A 22,591-nucleotide genomic window follows, 5' to 3' on the forward strand; every position below is an offset into this window, starting at 1 on the left:
ACGTCGGATTCTAGTCGGCAGATCGGCGCCGTTTTTTTTCTTCGTACATCATGGCGTCCGCCTGCCTGATTAGCGTCTCTGCATCGGTTTCATCGCCGCGCGCAATTTGGATGCCGATGCTGGCCGAACACCGGTGAAAAACACCTCGTCCAAGCCGTATCTCGGCATCGAATGTCTGCCTAATTTTCTGCAACACACTTCCTGCATAGTGATAGGCCAATTCATGGTCAGGACCCAAGTCTTCAAGCAAGACAATGAATTCGTCGCCGCCGAGCCTGGCGACGGTGTCGGCATCGCGGACCGCGTTTGTGAGACGCTTGGCGACCTCGACCAGCAACCGGTCGCCGCTTTCGTGACCGTGCGTATCGTTCAATTCCTTGAAGCGATTGAGGTCAATGAACAGCAGGGCGACATGGCTTGCGCGCCGCTTGCCGGAGCGGAGCGCATGCTGGATCTTCTCGACAAGCAGCCGCCGGTTTGGCAACAGTGTCAGCGGATCATGAAAAGCGAAGTGCCGGAGTTCTTCTTCCAGTCGTTTTCGTTCGGTGAGATCGAAGAATTGGATGAGCAAATGTGCATTACCGCCGATAACAGTAGGTAGCAGTTGGCAATCCAGAGAAACCATCTTGTCAAAGCTGGTCAGTAAGTCAATGACAATGCGTTGCGGTACTCTTTGTGCAAGAGCCTCCCGACAGGCGTCAAACAATCCGCTGTCTTTCCAGGCAAGATGGTCGTTGAAGTTGTGCGCTAGCAGTGCGTCGAGGGTGCCACCAACCAGTTCTGCATACGCCTGGTTGGCCATCACGCATTGCCCGTCACTACGATAGACGCCCATGGCGACGGGCGAGCTGAGCAAAATTTTTTCATTGAATTCGTAAGCTTCGGACAAATGCTGCGTTCTTTCCGCTACAGTTTTTTCCAGGTTGCGGTTCGAGTGCTCAAGCGCCTCGTGCGCACGGCGCAGCCTTTCCTGCATCGTCCGCATCGACGCCATCAGCCGGCCCAGCTCGTCCTGATAAGGGTAGTCAATCGAAATGGTTTCCTTGGCACCAGCAATCAGTTCGAACTGCGTGACGACCTCGGTCAATTTTGCCAGGGGGCGCGACAAGCCTTTGTTGATGACAAGGTAAAAAATCAGCCAAAGTCCCGTCGTTTTGATCAGCGAGTTGATCAGAATGACGAAAAAACTGTATTTCACGCGATTCAGGGCGACTGAACGGTCTGCGTAGATCGTGAGTTCGCCTAGTTTCCTGAGCCCGGTTGGTGTCTTCCTTTTCAAGGGTGTCGCGTTAAACTGGAAGGGCGCCAAGAATCCCAAAGCAAGGTTTTCGTTCGTGGATGGAATGTCGCCTTCTGTCGCCAAGATTTCTCCTTCTGCTGACGCGATCTTGACGCCGGTGACGATGGAGGATTGGGCGATGCCGTGCGCCATGGTTTTCATTAGTGGCACATCCAGTTCCCACATGGCGTTGGCGACGCCACCGTTAAAGGACTGTCCGAGCGAATCTAGATCTTCATGTATTTGTTGCCGGATCGTGGCGTATTCAAGGATCAACTGGACCGCCGTGACGACAATGGCGAGCACCAGATAGCCGCCAAAAACTAGCCGGAAGAGACGGCCCGCCAGTGAGTGCCAATAGTTCATTGCGGCCTTGCCGGTCTGCAGCTAGAAGTTCAGCATTTTGTCGGCTTCGCTTGGCGAGACGTAGCGAACGAAGATCCGCTTCAAGGTTCCATCGGCGCGCATCTGCTGGACTAGCGCGTTCCAGCGCTTGGCCTCGTCCTCTGAGAAACGCTGTTTAGTCAGCATCATGCATCCGACGATGCCGGGGTCCTTGGGCGCCCAGTCTTGTATCGTGACGTCCTTCTCCATCGACAGTTCGCTGATATTCTTGCGATAGACGAAGGGGAAGGAATAGAAACCGTCGATTCGGCCGTGCTTCAGTTTTTCGAAGAGTACGTCGACATTTCCACTCTCCTCGACGCGACCATCTTGCTTCAGTCTGTCCAGCTTGGCGTCGAGTTCCTTCCCGTGCGTGTAGCCACGAACCATGCCGAACTGCAGCTTCTCGTTGGCAATGAAATCGGCGGCATTCTTCACTGATGCTTGCGCCTGTGGGCCAATCACCACGAAATTTTTCGCCGTGATTGATGGAATACACCACAATGTTTTATCGCGTTCCGGGCTACGGATTCCAGACAGTGTCATATCGATTTCGCCGCTGGAGAGATCAGCCCACAGTCTTGCAAAGGGCATTTCCTGGGTGATAAAAAGGCATCCGGTGCGCTTTTTGATCTCCTCCATGATGTCCTTGTTCATGCCCTTCTCTTGGCCATTCTCAATGTAATATCTATAGCCGAGCTTGAACTGCCCAACCCGAATCGGTGAGCTCCCACAGTCGACGGGGCCGGCCGCGGCGATGCCGCTGATGAACAGTGCGCCAAGGCACGAAAGAATCGTCAAGATCCGCAGATTCTTGATTTTGCGGGACACCTTCATCGATATCTTCCGATCATGAATTTAGCATGGGGTGACCCCAAACATTTTTCGGAGTTAATTCTTTTCCATTCTAGCCGGCGATCTTGTTGTGGTGAAGAGCATCGCTGGAATTCTCAGCCAATCGGTCGCGATGCATCGATTACGGAGAAACGGCGAAAGCCAAATACATCCATGCGAACGGTCGTACTGAATATCTAGTGGATACGTCGCGGATTTGATGCGATTGACTTGTTCTCCTTATGGATTTGCTTCGACACAATCTCCCAATTTAGTTTATGCCGCAAGCAAAGCTGTTGCATCGTTGCTAACGAACAGGGACGTTTACAGCGACAGAGCGAGAATCAGGATTACTTTGTCAAATGCATACATCGTTTGCCCTACTGACATGTTTCGACAAAGACTCCGATCGTCACAATCATGATTGGCGACGAGAGAGTGGCCGACCACCTAGCCTGTAAGCTTCTCAGAGAGAATCTAGATCGACAGCATCAAGTTTCCAGCAGTCCAGAAAGGACGTACTAGTCTGCACGTTGTTCTCAGCTCTGGCCATATCCGTCGTCGGCTTGACAAGCTCAGCTGGATATTGGGTGAGAATGGATATAGCCACCTAGAATATTTGGATAGACAGGAGTTTATTGCGTAATGACGCATATGTCATTGACTGACAGAGCGACTCAAGACAATAGATTCATAGCCCTGCTTTACAGTTTCCATAAAGCGGAAAGAACTTGATCAGTTTGCGACGGCCGGACTCACGCCGAGCCAAGAACTATTGTCAGCATCCTGTTTGTGAAGCCGACTGTCCAAAGAGCAATGCTCGTGACGCCTCGGTGACGGTTGGTGCGATATTGATTTCTTCCGCTAGGCGATACGCGCGACCGACAGCCGGCCGGCCTAGAACCGCCTCGAACCAGCGTTTCAGATGAGGAAAATCGTCAATGTTTTGCTGCTGCCGTTTCCAGGGGACAATCCATGGATAGGCCGCCATATCGGCAATCGAGTATTCGGCACCGGCAATGAACTCGCGGTCGGCCAGTCGCCGATTCAACACGCCGTAAAGCCGATTGGTTTCCTTGACGTAGCGATCGATGGAATAGGGAATCTTCTCGGGGGCATAGAGGCCGAAATGATGGTTCTGACCGGCCATCGGTCCAAGCCCCGCCATCTGCCAGAATAGCCACTGGAGCACTTCGGTGCGACCTCTAACGTCGCTGGGAAGAAACCTACCCGTCTTCTCCGCCAAATAAAGCAGAATAGCCCCCGACTCGAAAATTGAGAGAGGCCCGTTGCCATCCGCTGGTGCATGGTCGACCAACGCCGGAATGCGATTGTTCGGTGCGATCTTTAGGAAATCGGGCTGAAACTGCTCGCCCTTTGAGATGTTGACCGGAATGATCTTGTAGGGAAGTTGGGCTTCTTCCATAAAGATCGTGATCTTGTGGCCATTCGGCGTCGTCCAGTAGTAAAGGTCGAGCATCGTTCTGTCTCCGGGATAATTGCTAGTCTGCTATGGCACAGCATTGCGGCCGTGGAGGAGATAACCCGGCCGCTGAGCCAAACGATCGTAATAAGCCTCCACATGCGGAAGTTCGAAACGTTCAATAGGCGACATGAACCAACGGTGCACCGCAACGCCCAGTACGATATCGGCCAGCGTAAATGCATCTCCGGTCACGAATGCACCGGTCTGCGCCAAAGCCTTGTCCAGGATTTGGATATGGTGATTCCAGTTGTCGACGCTCTTGGCGATTTCCTGCACATCCTGGTACTCGGGGCTCTTGCGCACGAGGCCCATGAAGGCGTAGCGCCAGGCATTGTTGAGTTCGGTGGCTTGCCAGTCCATCCATTGCTCAACGCGAGCACGTTGGCGAAGGTCGGTCGGCAAGAGGTCGATTCGCTGGGAACGCCCGGCCAGGTAGCGGCAAATCGTGTTCGACTCCCAAAGAACGAAGTCATCATCGACAATTACTGGAACCTTGGCATTGGGATTAAGCGCGAGGAACTCATCGGATTTAAGCGTCAGCCCCTCCTTCCCCCATTCGACATGTTCGTACGTCAAACCCAATTCATGGCACAGCCAGAGTACCTTCTTGACGTTGATCGAATTGGAACGACCGAGAACCTTCAGCATGGCGTCTCCTCAGGAAGCAAAGGTGTGTTGATTCTAGTGGCGAACTCTGTCACCGCACGCCAAGACTGCTTATTGACGATGATCCGAGCATGTATTCCCGGACCAGTTCGCGCGCCCGATGCAATCGACTCTTGATGGCACCTGTCTGTTCGCCCAGACGCGTCGCGATTTCTTCGATCGTCAGTTCCTCGAAGTCACGGAGCAGGACGACTTCCAGATAATGCGCCGGCAGCGATTCCAGTGCAGCGGCAAGATCCATGCGCAATTCGTTGTCGCTCCGGCTCGCCAGCTGTTGCTCGACGACTTCTTCGTCCAAAGGATCGTGGCGAAACATCATGCGTTCCAGCTTGCGGCATTCGCGCTTAATCACGGTAAACAGCCACGACGAGAAGGCAGCGGCCACCTTGAGCGCTTTTACCTTGCGTGAAACGACCATCAAGGATTCCTGCACGGCGTCATCCACGTCGCTGGCCTGGCAATGCTTGTAGGCGTAGCGACGGGCATCGGCCTTGCAGACGGCGAGCAGACGGGTAATCGCCAGCGGATCGCCGGTCTGCGCTGCATAGATGAGATTGTCGCGTTCGATTCCAGTGACGGCCATGGCTCAATCTCCCTTATCGATCCTACTTCGGGCAATCGCACAGACAGGGCAGCCGCCGAGCAGCCCATTGATCACCAGCATCAGGCCGACCGCACCGGCAATGACTGCGGCGTTGGATAGACCCCAGCTCGAATAGGCGAATATCAGCAAGCCCGCTCCGGCGAGGACGCGAATAACGCGTTCCCATGTTTTGTTCTCTTTAGCGCACTGCACTTTGAACTCCTTTCATGAATTTGGTTGCGACGCACTCGACGTATCGGCGGCTTCTCGCCTCAATAGCGCGTCGTCAGGTGGGTAAGCCAGGCCGGCGACTGTTCGACCAACCACGCCTCCATGGGTCGATCGAGTCCGGAAAGCATCAAGACCGCAATGGCGATCATAAATCCACCGAGAAGCGTCTTGCCGGTCTTGCCGGCCTGCATCAGACGACCACGCAAGCGGACCATTGCTGAGCGCGAGACATAGGCCAGGACGATGATCGGTAGCGCGGCGCCGATGCCGAAAACCCCCATCAGCAACGCCACTTGCAGCAGATGCGTGCCTTGGCTGGCCAGCACAATCGCGGCGCCCAATGTCGGGCCGACGCATGGGCTCCAGACGACGCCGAGCACCAGGCCGATGACAAACTGCCCCCACAGGCCATCGAAGCGGATATTGGCGATCAGATTGCTGCCGGCGTTACCGATGTTGGCGGTTGCCGAGGCGAAACGCTGTTGAAGCGCACCGGAAATCAGCACCAGACCAAACACCCCGAACAGCACGGCGCCGACATTGCGAATGATCGACGGATCGAAGCCGAAGGCTGCGCCGGCACTGGCGAGGAATGTACCAACCAGGGCATACGAAATCGCCAGCCCGCCGGCCAGGACCAGCGGCGCCTTGGGATGAGCGTTCGTCGCCGAGCCGAGCAGGATCGGGATGATCGGCAGTACGCACGGCGATAGCGTCGACAGGACGCCGGCGACCAGGCCCAATCCGTAGGAAGCGATGCCGAAGTCCATCACTGAACCGTGGACTTGACGAGTTTCTCGATGCCGTCACGCGAGGTGTCGCCGACCGATCGCGCCACTTCCTTAGTGCCTTTGTAGCCAATCAAGGTGCTCTGCATGGTGACCTTGTAAGTCTTGAGCAAGGGCTTGCTGGTATCGAAGTCGATCATCAGTGTCGTGACGTCCTTATACGCAGGCTGTCCCATCAGGTCGCTGACGATGGGAATCTGCGTCTTGCAGGTGGGGCACCAGGTGGCATGGATATGGAGCAGCACCGGCTTCCCCGCCTGCGTCAATGCATCGAAAGTCTTTTGGTCATACGTCTTGATTTCCCCCGCCAACGTCATCGATGCCGAGGCAAGAAGGGAGAGCGCGAGAAGCGATGATTTGATGAGTTTCATGGTGTCGTCCTTTCAGGTCACGAAGGGCCAGTCCTTCACTCACTAGGAGTCGGCAAGAACACCAATCGATTCGTAGCAACGGAAAAATATTTTTTGTCCGCTGCGAATCCCTTGCCGAAGTCAGCCCCTCTTAGTGGGTGAGGCAACCCCTCGCCGCGTTTGCGGAACCTTTACCCAAGGAGATACACATGAACACTTCACTCAAGATGGCTTCTCTTGCCGCCCTCACTGCCGCAACGCTGGCGTTGCCCGTCGCCGCCGCCGACATGCAATCTTCGGCTGCAAAGTGCCAACCTAAGGCTGGGATGGCACGCTGCCGGGCCAAGTCCGGTGCCAAATGTGCCAGCCGGACCGATGCCTCTGCCAAATGCGGCGCCCGGAAATGCGCCCCGAAGTGCGGTGCCAAATGCGCGCCAAAGAACTGATGCAACTCGTCACGCAGCGGAATTCTGAACTGGCCGGCGACGCTCAGCGTGCTGTTGGCCAGCGCTTGCTGGAAACCTACGCGAGATTGGCCGAGCAAAATAAACATTTGCTCACCGATGTTATGGGGGGCCAGATGCCGCATCAGTTGCATCACTACCCGGAAGGCGATGCCGTCGATCATGATCATGGATATCAGTGGTTCTATCATTCCCACGCGCCGGAGGACCGGCCCGATTCGACGGAGCATGGGCATTTCCATCTCTTCGCCGGGAAAGCGTGTTGGACTCATCGCCACAATTCGACCGGAGAGCGCGCATTCCAAGCATTGACCGGCAGACCAGCGGAGTTGGCCAATACACGCCATCTGCTGGCTATTGGTTTGAGCGCAAAGGGCGTTCCAAGCAATTTGTTTACCGTCAACAGCTGGGTGACGGGCGACATGATGCTGAGCGCGGACGCGACGGCCATGCTGCTTGAACAAATGAAGTTGAACACCGGCTACGAGACAATCGATACGGTCATCGAATGCGTGGTCTCGCTCTGCCGTAACCAGATCGAGCAATTGTTAGCAGCGCGGGACCAGGTCTTGTTCTCGTGGGAGTCGGCCAATGTGCTGGCCGACCGAAATCTTGAAGTGCTGTCCGAAACGACGATTGATCTCGATGACTTGCTGCAATCGCCCCGCCGGAATGAATCTTTGGGCTAATAAGCCAGAAGCGCTTTTGCCGATGCCCTGACCACGCATCCAATCAATTCAATATCGGCCTCGGGCTCCAGGTCTTTGGGCGTTCCTTTTCCGCCGGTTGGCGCGGTGACAAGCGAGCCATTTTCGCGCTGAACCGAATATTCGCCGGTGCAAGCCGGACAATAAATTTTGTCTCCAGGCTGGTGATTGCGTCGGAGTACAAGCGTAGGCCCGCACATCACACAGTCATGAAGCGGAATACCTTCATCGCTATGGCCAACGATGTGATCCAGTTGGCCAGATCGGCCAAGCGAGATGAAACGCGTCCCGAATGTCGCGTCGAACTGCCGGTCAAGATTCTCCTCAATGATAGTCAGCGCTTTTTCGGTGGGCATTCCTCGACGATAGGGGCGTGTGCTCGTCATGGCGTCGAAAGCGTCACAGATGCCAACGATGCGTGCATCGAGCGGTACGTCTTTACCGACCAAACCGCGTGGATAACCTCTCCCGTCCGGGGTTTCATGATGAGCGCGTACGGCCGCTTCGGCAAGCGCGGCCAAAGGATGGCCAGCCAACATGCGCCAGCCGACTTCCGGGTGGGTTTTGATAACTTCATATTCTTCTTCGGTCAGCCGATCTTTCTTGCCAAGAATATGGTCCGGAACGCTGACCTTGCCGAGATCATGAAGAAAGCCGCCAACCGAAATCCGGGCCACGTCGGCATCAGGCAGAGATAGTTCCTGTGCGAGCAATCGGGAAAATTGTGAAACGCGCCATAGATGCCCGCCGGTATAGGGATCTCGCGCTTCAACCATCCAGGCCATCACCAGCAACGTCATCAGAAGATTTTCCTGATGGCGTAACTTTTCCGGCCTGTCGGCACCAAGCAAACGGGAGACCGTGGTGAGAAAGCTCATGACATCTCCAATATTCACACTATGCGTCAGTGGAAGGTCGCAATCCCTTGTTGGCAGTGCCAACCGGCGGTCATGTATGCAGCGCCATCGGCACTATCTTCCCAATTCAGGAGTGCGTGGAATTCTGATTCTTAACTCTCATCAGACGAGTATGTCTGTCTAGGGGAGATATCGCAATATGCATTAGGAGCGGCTGGAGGACCACTAAAGTCTTAGTTAAGAATTGAATTGGCTAAAGCCCTTCACCAAGGGATAGCATTTACCGAAGACCGGACGACATACAAGGAATCTCAACGCACGAACAACAATTTGTTACATGGTTTTGTCATCAGTTTAAGTAACTCTTAAGTCGTTACGCTTTAGTCTTCAATCACGGAATCAGGCGTTTTGCCTATGCAAGTATCGTGAAAGGAGATCACCATGAACGTCAATCGAAGCAGACTGTCAGTTGGCGCGCTTGCGGTTGTGGGCGCTTTTTCCCTAGGATATATATTGAGCGGCGTTGACGGCACGCCAATTTTGGGGCGAGCTCACGCAGCGGTCGCAACGACGCAAAGCGAGATGTCCGGTCCCTTTGTCGGCGCAACCGGGGGCGACATGGCAGCCATCGTTGCTCGTAACGGGCAGTCGGTCGTTAATATCAGCATTGCAGGCACCCACAAAGTCAAGTCTGGCATGTCCGACACTCCGATCGATCCGGAGGATCCGTTCTTCGACTTATTCCGCCGCTTCGGCATCCCCCAGCAGCCGAGCGAGACCCCCGTACACGCACTTGGTTCGGGTTTCATTGTTAGTCCGGACGGAACCATTCTGACCAATGCCCATGTCGTCGAGGATGCCGACGAGGTGACGGTAAAACTGACCGACAAACGGGAGTTCCGCGCGAAAGTCCTTGGCATGGACAAGGCGAGCGATATCGCCGTGTTGAAGATCCAGGCGGAAAATCTGCCGGTCGTGCAGATCGGCAAGGCCGACCAGGTGAAGGTCGGCGAATGGGTCCTGGCCATCGGGTCGCCGTTCGGCTTCGAGAACAGCGCTACGGCCGGTATCGTCTCGGCCAAATCGCGCTCGCTTCCCGACGGCGGATATGTGCCCTTCATCCAGACGGATGTCGCGGTCAATCCGGGGAACTCCGGGGGGCCCTTGTTCAATACGGCGGGTGAAGTCATCGGCGTGAATTCCCAAATCTATTCACGCAGCGGCGGCTATCAGGGCTTGTCCTTTGCGATCCCGATCGACGTTGCCATGAATGTCGAGAAGCAGATCGTCGAACACGGAAAGGTCGAGCACGGTCGGCTTGGCGTGATGGTTCAGGAAGTTTCCCAACCGCTCGCCCAATCGTTTGGATTGAGCAAGCCGGGCGGTGCCTTGGTCGGCAACGTCGAAAAGGGCAGTCCGGCAGCTAAAGCCGGTCTGGCAAGCGGAGATGTCATCCTCGGCATCAATGGACGTGACATCGCGTCGTCCGGCGAGCTGGCGGCCGTCGTCGCCAACATCCATCCGGGCGACACGGCGAAGCTCCAGGTCTGGCGCAAGGGAAGCATGCATTCGGTCGAAGTGAGCGTTGGTTCGGCGACCGGCAGCAACACGCTCGCCAGCAGCGACAAGCGCGAGAGCGAGACCGATCATGGCAAACTCGGCGTCAGCGTCAGGCCCCTGACGTCCGATGAGCTTGCAGAGGCCGGTGTCAAGGGCGGACTGGTCGTTCAGGACGTCAGCGGACCGGCAGCCGCCGCCGGCATCCAGGCCGGAGACATTCTCCTGTCAGTCAATGGTGAAGCGCTTGCCAAACCCGAGCAATTGCGAAGTCTGATTGCCAAAGCTGGCAAGCATGTTGCCATTCTGGTTGAGCGTGGCAATACCAAACTTTTCGTGCCAATCGATCTCGGTTGATGCATCCGGCGTAATCCAAGCTTTGCTCCGAAGCGGCGCTCGCCGCTTTCGGAGTTAGCTGTTTCCATGGAGTTGTCATGGAGTGGAATCATGAACTGATCGCCAGCACGATTTGGCTGGCGAGGTCATTTCTCCTCAGCCTGGCCGGAATTGTCCTCGCCATCGCCTGGCTCGGCCGTTTTACCGAATGGGGTCGCCAGTTCAAACGCATCACTGCTGGCTTCTTTCTCTCGTCCAATGGGGTAGTGCCACTTGCCTGGCTGGCGGGCATCGTTTTCATGACGCTGTTTTCGGTACGAATGAATATTCTCTTTTCGTACTGGTACAACGGCTTCTACAACGCGATGCAGAATCTTGACGCCCAGGCGTTCTGGCGGATGTTGGCGATTTTCGTGGCACTGGCAGCGGTCCATGTCGCCCGGGCTCTGGCCGATTTCTTCCTGCGGCAGGCATTTCTTGTCCGCTGGAGAACGTGGCTGACGCGAACCTTGATTGATCGCTGGCTCGACCGGCAGGCTTACTATCGCAGCCGCTTCGTTTCCGCCGAAGCGGACAATCCCGATCAACGAATTCAACAGGACGTGGAGAGTTTCGTCGGCAATACGCTGTCCTTGTCGATGGGACTGCTCGACGCGGTGGTTTCCCTTCTGGCGTTCACGCTGATTCTCTGGAACCTTTCGGGAACCCTGGCGATTCTCGGCCACGAGATTCCACGGGCGATGGTGTTTGCGGTCTATCTCTATGTGCTGGTGGCCACCTTATTCGCGGTCAGGATCGGGCGTCCGTTGATCCGGCTGAATTTTCTCAATGAGCAGTTCGTCGCCAACTTCCGCTATGCGCTCGTGCGGCTCCGCGAATACGCCGAAAGCATCGCGTTCTATGGCGGCGAAACCGTCGAGAAGGATGGTCTGTTCAGGCGATTTGCCGCAGTTATTACGAATGTCTGGGAAATCATTTTCCGTTCATTGAAGTTTCAAGGGTTTAATCTTGCCATCAGCCAGGCTGCGGTAGTTTTTCCCTTTGTCGTGCAAGCGCCGCGCATGTTCGCCAAGCAGATTACGCTCGGCGACGTGATGCAAACCGCGCAATCATTTGGACAGGTGGAATCCGCGCTGTCCTTTATCCGCAATTCATATGACAGCTTTACCGCCTTGCGCGCCGTCATCAACCGTCTTGGAGGATTCCTCGATGCGGCCGATGCCACTGCCCGATTGCCGCAACTCCATACCGACGTCGATGAGACGCGTCTGGCGGTCGATGCACTGACGGTCAGTTCGCCGGTAGGACAGCGCTTGATCAGCCAGTTGCAGTTTGACTTGCGGCGAGGGGCGTCGCTGCTGATTCGGGGCCGGTCCGGGATCGGCAAGACGACGCTGCTCAGGGCGCTTGCGGGACTCTGGCCGTACGTCGAGGGCAAGGTTGCCCTGCCGACCGGCGGGCATGCCCTGTTCCTTCCCCAAAAGCCCTATCTGCCTGTCGGAACGCTTCGCGAAGCGCTCCATTATCCGTGTCAGGCGAGTGATCGCGCCGATGTCGAAGCGGTTCTGCATGCTTGCCAATTGGCGCATCTCGTTCCGTTGCTCGATGTGCAAGACGATTGGTCGAACAGGCTGTCTTTGGGCGAGCAACAGCGACTGGCGATCGGTCGCGTTCTGCTGAATCGTCCGGTGCTCCTCTTCCTCGATGAAGCGAGTTCCGCTCTGGACGAAGGTCTCGAATTCGCCATGTATGACGTGCTTTCTCGCGCGTTGCCTGATTCGATTCTAGTTAGTGTTGGACATCGCAGCAGTTTGTCTCGATTCCATCGTCACGTACTCGACATTCTTGAAGAAGGTCAATGGGAACTATGCGCAAACATGCTTGATAATGCTCCGTCAAACATCGAGAAAACTTAATTGCTAGTCATGCAGAAAAACAGGCTAAATATACCTAGCGACCAATCCATTTCAAAAGTGTCGCGAATAACTTAGAACGATCCACAGGTTTGGCGATGTGATCGTTCATCCCCGAGGAAAGACAAGCCTCTCTGTCCTCACCGTAGGCACTGGCAGTCATGGCTACGATGGGAGTACTTCTGTTTAGCGAATTGGCTCTAATCATTTTTGTCGCCTCCAGTCCATTCATTATCGGCATTTGCATGTCCATTATGATTAAGGCATATTTGTCCTTTTCGGCCAAGGAAAGCGCTTGGGAACCGTTCTCGGCATCATCTACACAGAATCCGATTGATTCCAGATGAGAGCCGACGATCTCCCGAATGATTGGGTCATCTTCAACAAGGAGGACTCGTGTACCCGGGAAGTTCTGCTTTAACAGTTCTTCGATATTGGAAGAGTCTTCGGTTTGCTCCTGAATTCTCGAAAAATCCCTCTTCAAAGGAAGTTCAAACCAGAAAGTACTGCCAGATTCAGGTTCGCTTACCACTCCAATCTCTCCACCACTTAGTTGGACTAAGCGCTTGCAAATTGCCAATCCCAATCCAGTACCGCCATATTGTCGGCTTGTACTGTTATCGGCTTGTTCGAAAGATTGAAATAGCCTTGCCTGTGCACCTAAGTCGATTCCGATACCGGTATCTGCAACTTCGAAACGAATTCGTACAGAGACAGAGTCTTCCGAAACAGGCGACGCCTTCAACGTCACCGATCCATGTTGTGTAAACTTGATAGCATTCCCGAGAAGATTGAGGAGAATTTGTCCTAGCCGCAAGGGGTCACCACGAAGCGGTAACTCTTTGAGCGAGTCGTGAGCATCGGTGATTAGTCGCAATCCCTTATCAGCGGCCTTAAATTTAAGAGTCCCCACTATATTGTCGATGCAGGAGGCGATATTCAGCGGCACGTCTTCCAATACCATGCGATCGGCTTCGATCTTTGAGAGGTCTAATATATCGTTAAGGATTGATAGTAGATGGTCGGCGGAGCGCCGCGCTTTGGCAAGGTACTCTTTCCCTTTAGCGTCTGCAGTGCATCGATTGGCCAGTTCAATCATTCCTATCACACCGTTCATCGGGGTACGCAGTTCATGGCTCATGTTGGCAAGAAACGTACTTTTTGCACGACTGGCCGCTTCAGCCGCATTTTTTGCATCAGCCAATTCGACCGTGCGCGACGCCACGAGGGCCTCCAGATTTCCACGATAGCGAAGAAGCTCAGCTTCAGCGCGTTTTCGATCTGTAATGTCGCGAAATACCGTGACAGAGAAGCCAGAAAACGCTCCTCTATCATCAAGTATGGGGCGACTTGCGACCTCAACATCTAGTGGAGCACCAGATTTCGTCACAAACTGTCGCTCGCCGGAGAACAGGCCTCCATTGCGAATAGTCAAGTCAATCGGGCATTCACAACCTGATACGCAGTCGTCATTCGCGTGCCGATGAAACAACTCATGCCCGACCTTACCAATTACTTCGCCTGAGGAGAAACCCAATAACTCGGCAAACGCCGGGTTGATTGAGGTGACTCGACCATGAGCATCCATCACATAAATACCATCGGCAATCGTGTCGGTAATTGCTCTAAAGCGTCGGCTCTGGAGGGCGAGTGCCTGCCGGGCACAAATAACGCGCCAAGTAAGCAAGAATAAAAGAAACAATACAACACTCGTTGCAAAGGCTTCTTGATAAAAACTAACCCGGAGTGTCCCAAGTGTCGGAGCCGGCGCGTACGCGACGATATATGCCGTCAAATTACCAAGTACATCGTGTACCGGAACAAATGAGACAGCCCAATCTTCGAGATCCGACATATCTGGTCTGCTATTACTAGCACTAAGATTTACGGACAAACTAAAGCGTTCGCCTTTGGTCATGCCGGTGTGCAATTTTGGCATGTTGGCTAATATCCGATTTAATTCCTGTACCTGCACAGATGGGGGAGGAGGCGAGTCAGGCAACCTCAGATGCACGTCTTCTGTGTACCAATCAGGATTTGGCTTCCAACGTTCATAGATGCCCTTTAAATCACTAAAAAGTGCGGCATCTACTCCCCTTCCAAGTAACACAAGTGCGTAATCGCGTTCCGGATCGTTGCGCATCATGGCATCGCGCACACTCCTGAATGGGATACTGGTTTCAACGCTGCCTAAATGTCGCTTCCCCAGAAACAAGGGGGTGACATAGCGAAATCCGGAAAAAACGCGGCCAGGTTCAAATGAAGTGACAGGTCGAAGTTCCGTGTTTGCGATACGAACCGAGGGCCTGATATCCCAAAGAGAATCACCGTATTTGTCAGGCGCATGAAAGCGCAAATAGGCCTCAGACGATGCAGTATGAAATTGAAACTGACGAATCCCGAGTTCGACCAAGCGATCGTAGGTTGACGCCAATCGACGATAAAGATGACCGCGGGCTAACGGATCACCATCAAGGCCTGCAGCAAAAATAGCGAGAACTTCCGGACGACAGACTATCTCGTTAACTATCAGATCGTTCACTAAGGAAAAACTGTTAACACTCGCTCGATAGGCAGTAGCGGCAACGGCAATGTGTTGATCGAGATATTGTTCCTCTTTACTTAACCAATTAGCATGAAGTAGCCAAAGCGCACCCAACCAGATGAGTACAAATAGCGAGATGAAGAATACTCGCAAGCGCCAATCGATTTTGAGGTCTCGCTCGGCAAACACTAGAAATTTCCTTCAGTTGGAATATCTTTTTTCTTGTATAGCACCCGCATTGGATTGTAATCAATGTCCTCTGCTGATACGGCCCCATGACGAACATTATCTCCCCATGTAGCACGAGTGTTCGAATCCACTTCTAAAAGTGCAATACGAACACTTTCTATTGTCTCTTTCGAAAGACGTTGGCTGTTGGCTATTAGTCCCAACGCGGGCAGCGCGGCCGTCTCTGCAAGCCTGATAACACCCAGGTGCGCATATTTAGCCCCAATTGCGCTCTTGACCACGCCGAGATCGTAATCGCCTCGCACTACGGCCAAAGCAACTGCGTCGTGGGCATTCAAATATCGATATTTGTTCGATTCAATATGCGTCCCGGCCATATGCAAGAGTCCGTCAGCTGCGAAATAACCGCAAGTTGACATCGGCTGAGTAAGTGCAATTTTCAGATTGCGCGGAAATTTCAACTTACGATCATTTCCAGCAAGAGCGATCATGGCACAAGTGTAGGCTGCTTCGCCGTTTGCTTCCCTAAATTTAACTACGGGCTGAGCGGCAGGGAACACCTTCTTTAGTGCGACATATGGCAATGGTCCGAGATAAGCTAAATCAATCTTTCCGGAACGAAATTTGTCGAGAATTTCCTGATTGGATTTGGAGTACTCAATGCGAAACACCATGCCTAGTCTTTGCTCCAAATAACTGAGCAATGGTTTCCATTGCCCAATGACGAGTTCCGGCGATTCCATTGGCATTGGTGCGAACACAACGACCCTATCTGCCGCATATCCTAAATCAATGCAGACACACATCACCACCCAAAGCATAGTACTAAAGCATATTCTAGGCATTTTCGTACTCGCCACCCGAAGCATAGTCCACGTGATGAATTCTGGAGTGACATCCATAAAATTTCAAGAATTCAATCGCATTCAACCAACTTTGCGACTGTCGGGGTTCGTCTAGTTGAGGTCGTCGTATTATTCTTCGCTGAGAGCATTCACTTTAGTCCAAATCTACCTCTGTGGTAGTGTCGATTGGGCGAAATCTCTTATCGTTGTGGCGAAACTGAAGACGCCTTTAAGGCAGATGTTGCTGTCGCCATGAGTGATGGCCAGACTAAGACCGGGTCTATGTGCCGCAGCGAATGAATGTTAAGTACAATCGACTGCCGGGAATTGAGGCGGAACTCGGCAAGGTAACCCGCTTCGGGCGTTGACTGTTTATTCTCAAGGGCAGAGAAACTATTGGCGATTTTTCTGCATTTTTTTGGAAAGAATGCGCGTGATTGAGATAGGAATTCCGGGTCGTCAGAAGATTTCTTTGAGTCATCTCGTCCTCGATTTCAATGGCACCCTGGCCTGTGATGGACATCTATTGCCCGGGATCAAGGATCGACTGGCAGTCTTGGCGGAGAAACTGCATGTTCATGTGGTGACTGCCGACACCTTTGGTCTTGTTCGGGAAACAACGTGTAATGTGCCATGTTCTATCACTATTCTTTCCCCGGGGCTGCAGGCCGAGTCGAAACTATCCCATGTGCAGACGCTTGGGACCGAATCATGCGTTTGTATCGGTAACGGCTATAACGACCGGTTGATGGTGCAGGATGCTGCGGTTGGGATTGCGGTTGTTCAAGGAGAAGGGGCTGCCACTGAAACGATGCTCGCGGCTGACGTTGTCGTGACGAATATTTTTGACGCTCTGGACCTCCTTGTCTCCCCTCTGCGCCTCGGGGCCACACTGAGGGATTAGCCAGAAATCTGACCTGACTTTTGGCTAAAAGCCGGCACTTGACTTTTTTGTGGGCTCTTTGATGCCATGCTGATGTAATTTATGTCAGGAAAATTCCAGAGGAAACGGCGCATAAAAACGGTCGAATTCCTTCGCTCGGATCTCCTTGAGGACGCTGCTTCAGTACATTTCTAGAGCTGCTCGTAAGAGCAATACTAGTTTCGGATCCGAAATAGAGTAATAGATGTTATGCCTGGATCGACGGGGAGTTACCAAATGGCTAAACACCAATTTGTGAAGATGCTGTGAGACTAAAGGTTGAGACATACCGAGAATCTCAACCAACTCATTTACGCATAGTTCGCGATTATCGAGTGCATACAACACTCGCAAATTATTCACGCTCGAGAACCCGTGCCACATTGCGGCTTCTCTTGGAAATTTTGAAGGGTCAAGTCTAGGTCTCATGCTCAACGATTGGTTCAGCGTAATAACACTTAAGGACTCCCTCAAGCCTCTTCCAACTCCAAAAAGGGACCGTGCAGACCATACATCGGAAACAACCCAAGCAACAGTCTTATATTAGCATATGCCAATGATTGGTTGTGAGCACTAAATAGCGACCTACGACGTTCAGTTGTAGCCCCTTGACTATAAGATGCTATGCCGTTTGTGTAATGAAACACGCTTCCGCGCTTGGTCTCGAACTATTGGCTACCCATTAGTAAATTCGGCAACCAATCGCTCAACGCCGGAAAAATTGAGATGAGAAATAATACGAGGAGGTTAGCAATCAGAAACGGCATCGACCCCCTGAATATCTGAACGATGCTCAAGCCGGAGATCGTCGAAACAACGTTCAGACACATGCCGACCGGCGGCGTGACAAGACCGATGGCCAAACCAACAATCAGAATATTGCCGAACTGAATCGGAGAGACTCCCAAAAGCTGGAGTGGCGGCAGAAAAATCGGCGTCAACAGCATGATGGCGGGGCTCACATCAACAAAGAAACCGATGGCCAGAATGACCACATCAACAACGAGCAGGGCGGCGACAGGTGAGAGATGCATCTGCACAAACAACAAACCAACCGCTTCGGTGACATGCTCTAGTGCCAGAATCCACGTAAAAACGCCGCAGAAAGCGATGATGATCATCACATTTGCACTACTCAGGATGGCGTCCTTGAAAAGCCCCGGCAAGTCGCGAATCTTCATTTCCTTGTAAACGAAAAGACCCACGAGTAGCGAATAAAGCGTACCGATTGCGGCGGACTCTGTCGCCGTGGTGATGCCGGAAACAACCGATCCCACGACAATAATCGGCATGGCAAGCGCCGGCAACGCATGCTTGCAGCATTCCCCGATCACTGCGGCGGAGAGATCGACGTCTTCGCACGGATAGTTGTGGCGGCGAGCCATGAATACGGTAATGGCCATCATCATGACCCCCACCATCAACCCGGCGATCATGCTCCCCAGAAACAGCTTTCCGACCGATTCCGATGCAACAAAGGCATAGATCACCATCGGAATGCTTGGCGGGATGATCATGCCCATGGTCGACGCCCCCGCAACGAGCCCGGCGGCGAAACGCAGCGGATATTTCCGCTTTTTCATTGCCGGAATCATGACCTGACCGATCGAGGCCGCATCGGAAACAGAAGACCCCGAGATGCCACTGATGATCATGCTCGCCATGATGCTGACATGGCCGAGACCGCCTCGCAGGCGTCCGGCAAACAGCATGCAGAAATCGATCAACCGGCTGGTCAGGCCGCCGTGGTTCATGAAATGCCCCATGACGATGAACAAAGGCAAGGCAATCATCACCGAAGAATCCATCCCGGAAAATACGCGGGCCGGCAGGACGGTGATGAGGGTCGGCTGATGTATCAGGAAATACAAGAGCCCCGATGTGCCCATGGAATAGGCGACAGGCACGCCCATGATCAGGAGTACGACCAGACTGCAAAGAAGCAATGTCATAGCGCCCCCCTGTTTTCTTCCGAGTTGCTTGCAAACATGGTCACCAGTCGAGTGACGCAGAACAGCACCGAAAAGGCACATCCGATAGGCATGGCGACCTGGACCAACCCCTCCGGCACATGCAGGACGGGGTGTTCGCTGCCTCCGACGGCGCCCACCCAGTCGATGCTGTACTTGAACAGGAATGCGTTCAACATGCCGACGATGACGAGATTGGTCCCATCGACGATCCGGCGCACGCGCGCCGAAAGACAATTCACAAACGTATCGACGATGATGTGCCGACTCCGTGCAATGTCGACCGCCCCGCCAAGCGCGGTAGTGTAAATAAACAGCATGACGCCGGCCTCATTGGCGCCAACAATCGTTGTATTGAAGAGATAGCGCAAAGCGACAAGAACGATGACCAGAACAAATATGACGATGCATAGCACCATCACCAGCCACTGCAGAACTCCGGACAGCGCACCTTCCCATCGGCGCATCCGATTGTTCCAGCAACCGCAAGATACCGTCGCGGAAGAATCACTCATGGTTGTGTAACCCTCTCGTTATTCGCACCGGCAGCCGCCTGGGCTGCCGGCGTCTCCATTACTTGCTTGCTGCAATCGCTGCCTGAATCTCGCTTTCCGAGAACGTGCCGTCCTTGACATAGCCATCCCAGACGGGTTTGACCTTGGCCACGAACTTCACACGACTCTCGGCTGAGATCGAATTGACTGTCATGTTCTTCTTGAGCGTTTCCATATAGTTGGCTTCAGAAGCGAGCCAGTTGGTGTCGCTCCACTCCATCGCTTCCTTAGCCGCCTTGTTAAACACCGCTTTCAGCTCTGCCGGTAGCGCCTGGTACCACTTGAGATTCACCATGAAAGGGTCCGGATGAATCTGATAGTCGACTATCGACAGATATTTCTGGGCTTCGTAGAACTTCATCTCGGCGATATTCGACGGCGGGTTCTCCTGCCCATCGACGACGCCCATCTTCAGCGCCATGTAGGTCTCGCCATAGGGAATCGATTGGGGATTGGCACCGAGCGCCTGCATTGTCTTGACGATCGTCTCGATCGGCGGCGTGCGAATCTTCAAGCCTGCCGCATCTTCCGCCGTGTTTATCGGCCGTTTGCTGTTCGAAATCTGCCGAAAGCCCCCGGCAACGCCCGTCGCTGGAATGTAATAGCCATTCGCCTCGGCATGTTTGGCGATGTCAGAACCGAAACTGCTGCGCATGGCCTTCAACACCGCGTCGGTACTGCTGAACAGGAAGGGCAGCGTGTATATCAGGAATTTCTTGTTGGCCTTCGTGAAAGCGCCTCCGCGTGTCCCCTGCACGCTTCCCATCTTGACCATGTCCATAACCTCGGGCTCGTTGCCGAGGGCGCTGGCAGCGAACAGCTCGACCGAGATTCTGCCATTACTGGCCTTTTCGACATTTTGCTTGAACATCAACATGGATTTGTGACGCACGCTGGATTCCGGCTGCGAGTGCGCGAATTTGAAATTGAATTCGGCGGCAAAGGCCGGCAACGCAATAGTCATACAGACTGCAGTCAGGCTCAGGGACTTCAGAAACAATCGACGCATGATTGACATCCTCCTCTGTGGTTTACGCAATATGATGTTTGGATCAGAAGCGTGCTCTGCGGTGCTATTGGCGCTGACGAATCTGTTCGACGCAGTCCGTCATGATGGTCTTGAAGGCCGTTTGCAAGTGGTACATGTCGTTTCCGAGAATCAGCATATTCACCCCTTTGGCGATCATGTCCATGGCATTTTCAATGGTTGGCGGAACGACTGGGCACATCATCCCGACGCCTTTGGCGCGCGCCCTTGTCTCAATCTTCTTGTAGGCATCAATCAGGGATGGATGATCGATCTTGTAGCCGATGGGAAGATTGGCGGAGAGGGAATAGTCGATCGGCCCAAAATTGATCGCATCGATGCCATCGATCGAAAGGATGTCATCGACGTTGTCGGCAAATTCATAATCCTCGGCCATCGGAATAATCAGGCTTTCCTCGTTGCTTCGGCGGATGTATTCCTCCCAACTGAATCCGGGTCCGCCAAACGCGGCCGCCCGCACATTCGATTCGGCGCCCCGGCGTCCCACGGGGGGAAACTTGGCGGCCCGAACGATTTCGGCAGCTTCTTCCTTTGTGCGTACGTGCGGTATGACGACCCCTTCCGCCCCCATCTCCAAGGTCTTGCGAATATCCACTTCGTTCGTTCCCGTCAGGCGAACGACTGAAGAAATGCCGGCGAGGCGGGCCGCCATGATTTGGCGCTCAAGTTCGGGACCGACCCCGATCGAGGTGTGCTCAACATCGAGATAGACAAAGTCATAGCCCCAATTGCCGACACTCTCGATGACGCACGATGCGCCTGTAAAAATCGCAAATCCGAACACCGGTCCGCGTTTCATTTTTTGCCTGAGATTCATACCAAAAACCTCTCCTTTAAGCGCGGCAAAGGCAAAACTGCTTGCTGATCCGTGCCATGGGTTAATGATGCTGGGGACGTGCGCGACCCACACAAGCTACCAAACAGTAGGTGTGGAGTAATGGCTTTATAGACTGATTGGTAGGTCGTGTCAACACTGCCGCCGGTCAGTCTGGCAGCAACGGGAAGTTCAACCGAAAATTAGGCAACAAACAGGAGACGCCGGGCCAGCGCCACGACGCTGGAACACCATACCGAAAACTCCGAGAACTCTGCTATATTTGCAGTGTCGGCGACAAGATCCATACCACTATAACCATACCTTTGACGCATGAACCCCTTACCGAAAAATGTCCGGGTCGGACGAAACGGGCGCATTGGCATACTCAAGAAGATCCCTCGAGATCTTTGGCAGCACCCCGCTTATGCCGGCAAATCGAAAATCGTTGAACGCTCGACGGGCAGCACCTCCACAGACGAGGGCATAAGAATTGCGGTCGATATGCTGGCGCGCCTGGAAGACGAGTTTTCTCGGGCCCGTGCCGAATTGAGTACAAGCCTCCCGAGCGCAGATATTTCCGAACCGCCGACAGCGCCTTCCCCGGCAGCGAGGAAGCGCAAGCCCGTTCAAAGCCGCGCCCATGTCGCCGAGGAGACGCGCCGCGACATTATTAACGTGGCGATGAAGGAGTTTGCCGAGAAAGGACTTTCCGGCGCGCGCGTCGACGAAATTGCCGCCAAGACACGAACTACCAAACCGACGATTTACTACCACTTCGGCAGCAAGGAAAAGTTGTACGCAGCCGTCATGGAAGAGGCCTACGGCGAAGTTCGCAACAAGGAACAAGGGTTACACCTTGATGATCTGCCGCCGGTCGAAGCCCTGCAAAAACTCGTTGAGGTGACGTTCGACCATCACGCGGCCCACACCGAACACGTCCGCCTGGTCTGCGTGGAAAACATCGAGCGCGGGCGACACATCAGCGGTCGCTCCTCGTTGGTACAAAGAAACGCCATCGCTATCGAAACCGTTCGCAAGCTACTGGCACGCGGCGAGCGTGCAGGCGTCTTCCGCGAAGGCATCAATCCGTGGCACTTTCACCTCCTGATTACATCCTTTTGCTTTATACGCGTTTCGAACCGCTACACCTGGAATGCCGTATTCGAAATGGATCTTTGGCGCGAAGAAGATGTTCCTAAACAGCGCCAAATGATCATTGAAGCGATATTGCGCTACGTTCGGCCTGGCCCATGATGTCGGTGCATC

The 22,591-nt window shown here is 53.8% G+C and carries 22 protein-coding genes; 6 read left to right on the forward strand and 16 right to left on the reverse strand.

The features are described from left to right. Positions 1 to 10 precede the first annotated feature (10 nt). The 8 genes from BLR25_RS11070 to BLR25_RS11105 all read right to left on the reverse strand — a co-directional run bounded on the left by BLR25_RS11070 (position 11) and on the right by BLR25_RS11105 (position 6,622). Positions 11 to 1,645 carry a diguanylate cyclase domain-containing protein gene (locus BLR25_RS11070; protein WP_091937552.1) on the reverse strand — a complete coding sequence of 545 codons (1,635 nt, stop codon included), beginning with the start codon at positions 1,643 to 1,645 and terminating at the stop codon, positions 11 to 13. A gap of 21 nt (positions 1,646 to 1,666) precedes the next feature. Next, entirely contained in the window at positions 1,667 to 2,500 is an 834-nt protein-coding gene (locus BLR25_RS11075) for a substrate-binding periplasmic protein (RefSeq protein WP_091937554.1), read from the reverse strand. Positions 2,501 to 3,275: 775 nt separating this feature from the next. Next, positions 3,276 to 3,977, reverse strand: a complete 702-nt coding sequence (locus BLR25_RS11080; protein WP_091937556.1) for a glutathione binding-like protein — start codon at positions 3,975 to 3,977, stop codon at positions 3,276 to 3,278. Between the two features lie 30 nt (positions 3,978 to 4,007). After that, on the reverse strand, positions 4,008 to 4,631 hold the full coding sequence (locus tag BLR25_RS11085; protein ID WP_091937557.1) for a glutathione S-transferase family protein: 624 nt from the start codon (positions 4,629 to 4,631) through the stop codon (positions 4,008 to 4,010). A gap of 49 nt (positions 4,632 to 4,680) precedes the next feature. After that, positions 4,681 to 5,232 (reverse strand): RNA polymerase sigma factor, encoded by a 552-nt coding sequence (locus tag BLR25_RS11090; protein WP_091937559.1) that lies wholly within the window; start codon positions 5,230 to 5,232, stop codon positions 4,681 to 4,683. Positions 5,233 to 5,235: 3 nt separating this feature from the next. Then, complete coding sequence (locus BLR25_RS11095) at positions 5,236 to 5,445, reverse strand: YgaP family membrane protein (RefSeq protein ID WP_091937561.1); 210 nt, start codon at positions 5,443 to 5,445, stop codon at positions 5,236 to 5,238. A gap of 59 nt (positions 5,446 to 5,504) precedes the next feature. Continuing rightward, positions 5,505 to 6,233, reverse strand: coding sequence for a cytochrome c biogenesis CcdA family protein (locus tag BLR25_RS11100; RefSeq protein WP_091937563.1), 729 nt, complete (start codon positions 6,231 to 6,233; stop codon positions 5,505 to 5,507). After that, on the reverse strand, positions 6,233 to 6,622 hold the full coding sequence (locus tag BLR25_RS11105; protein ID WP_091937565.1) for a thioredoxin family protein: 390 nt from the start codon (positions 6,620 to 6,622) through the stop codon (positions 6,233 to 6,235). Before BLR25_RS11105 ends, BLR25_RS11100 begins: the two co-directional genes overlap by 1 nt. Before the next feature lie 406 nt (positions 6,623 to 7,028). Here BLR25_RS11105 and BLR25_RS11115 point away from each other — a divergent pair, with 406 nt between their 5' ends. Further along, positions 7,029 to 7,754 (forward strand): DUF6969 family protein, encoded by a 726-nt coding sequence (locus tag BLR25_RS11115; RefSeq protein WP_218122710.1) that lies wholly within the window; start codon positions 7,029 to 7,031, stop codon positions 7,752 to 7,754. Here BLR25_RS11115 and BLR25_RS11120 read toward each other — a convergent pair. Then, positions 7,751 to 8,650 carry an HD-GYP domain-containing protein gene (locus tag BLR25_RS11120; RefSeq protein ID WP_218122711.1) on the reverse strand — a complete coding sequence of 300 codons (900 nt, stop codon included), beginning with the start codon at positions 8,648 to 8,650 and terminating at the stop codon, positions 7,751 to 7,753. The genes BLR25_RS11115 and BLR25_RS11120 overlap by 4 nt on opposite strands. A 597-nt stretch (positions 8,651 to 9,247) precedes the next feature. Between BLR25_RS11120 and BLR25_RS11125 the strand changes: the two genes are divergently transcribed. Continuing rightward, complete coding sequence (locus BLR25_RS11125; RefSeq protein ID WP_245715532.1) at positions 9,248 to 10,543, forward strand: Do family serine endopeptidase; 1,296 nt, start codon at positions 9,248 to 9,250, stop codon at positions 10,541 to 10,543. Positions 10,544 to 10,620: 77 nt separating this feature from the next. Beyond that, entirely contained in the window at positions 10,621 to 12,438 is a 1,818-nt protein-coding gene (locus tag BLR25_RS11130; RefSeq protein ID WP_091937569.1) for an ABC transporter ATP-binding protein/permease, read from the forward strand. A 34-nt stretch (positions 12,439 to 12,472) separates the two neighbouring features. On the opposite strand, the gene BLR25_RS11135 is transcribed toward BLR25_RS11130, so the two are convergent. Further along, entirely contained in the window at positions 12,473 to 15,169 is a 2,697-nt protein-coding gene (locus BLR25_RS11135) for an ATP-binding protein (protein WP_091937571.1), read from the reverse strand. Beyond that, complete coding sequence (locus BLR25_RS11140; protein WP_091937573.1) at positions 15,169 to 16,071, reverse strand: PhnD/SsuA/transferrin family substrate-binding protein; 903 nt, start codon at positions 16,069 to 16,071, stop codon at positions 15,169 to 15,171. Before BLR25_RS11140 ends, BLR25_RS11135 begins: the two co-directional genes overlap by 1 nt. A gap of 129 nt (positions 16,072 to 16,200) precedes the next feature. On the opposite strand from BLR25_RS11140, the gene BLR25_RS21955 reads away from it, so the two are divergent. Next, entirely contained in the window at positions 16,201 to 16,314 is a 114-nt protein-coding gene (locus tag BLR25_RS21955) for a hypothetical protein (RefSeq protein WP_176785846.1), read from the forward strand. 127 nt (positions 16,315 to 16,441) lie between these two features. Beyond that, positions 16,442 to 16,918 (forward strand): HAD family hydrolase, encoded by a 477-nt coding sequence (locus tag BLR25_RS11150; protein ID WP_091937575.1) that lies wholly within the window; start codon positions 16,442 to 16,444, stop codon positions 16,916 to 16,918. Positions 16,919 to 17,077: 159 nt separating this feature from the next. On the opposite strand, the gene BLR25_RS21960 is transcribed toward BLR25_RS11150, so the two are convergent. The 5 genes from BLR25_RS21960 to BLR25_RS11175 all read right to left on the reverse strand — a co-directional run bounded on the left by BLR25_RS21960 (position 17,078) and on the right by BLR25_RS11175 (position 21,325). Further along, positions 17,078 to 17,365 carry an ArsR/SmtB family transcription factor gene (locus BLR25_RS21960; RefSeq protein WP_091937577.1) on the reverse strand — a complete coding sequence of 96 codons (288 nt, stop codon included), beginning with the start codon at positions 17,363 to 17,365 and terminating at the stop codon, positions 17,078 to 17,080. 239 nt (positions 17,366 to 17,604) lie between these two features. Beyond that, positions 17,605 to 18,888 (reverse strand): TRAP transporter large permease, encoded by a 1,284-nt coding sequence (locus BLR25_RS11160; protein WP_176785847.1) that lies wholly within the window; start codon positions 18,886 to 18,888, stop codon positions 17,605 to 17,607. Then, a complete protein-coding gene (locus BLR25_RS11165; RefSeq protein WP_176785848.1) occupies positions 18,885 to 19,373 on the reverse strand; it encodes a TRAP transporter small permease in 489 nt (162 codons plus the stop codon). The genes BLR25_RS11160 and BLR25_RS11165 overlap by 4 nt, the downstream gene beginning before the upstream one ends. Positions 19,374 to 19,479: 106 nt before the next feature. Beyond that, entirely contained in the window at positions 19,480 to 20,469 is a 990-nt protein-coding gene (locus BLR25_RS11170) for a TRAP transporter substrate-binding protein (protein WP_176785849.1), read from the reverse strand. A 64-nt stretch (positions 20,470 to 20,533) separates the two neighbouring features. After that, complete coding sequence (locus BLR25_RS11175; RefSeq protein WP_091937585.1) at positions 20,534 to 21,325, reverse strand: HpcH/HpaI aldolase family protein; 792 nt, start codon at positions 21,323 to 21,325, stop codon at positions 20,534 to 20,536. A gap of 330 nt (positions 21,326 to 21,655) precedes the next feature. Here BLR25_RS11175 and BLR25_RS11180 point away from each other — a divergent pair, with 330 nt between their 5' ends. Beyond that, a complete protein-coding gene (locus BLR25_RS11180) occupies positions 21,656 to 22,579 on the forward strand; it encodes a TetR/AcrR family transcriptional regulator (RefSeq protein WP_218122712.1) in 924 nt (307 codons plus the stop codon). The last annotated feature ends 12 nt before the right edge of the window (positions 22,580 to 22,591 follow it).

The sequence above is a fragment of the Propionivibrio dicarboxylicus genome, from assembly GCF_900099695.1.
In the GTDB taxonomy this organism is placed as follows: domain Bacteria; phylum Pseudomonadota; class Gammaproteobacteria; order Burkholderiales; family Rhodocyclaceae; genus Propionivibrio; species Propionivibrio dicarboxylicus.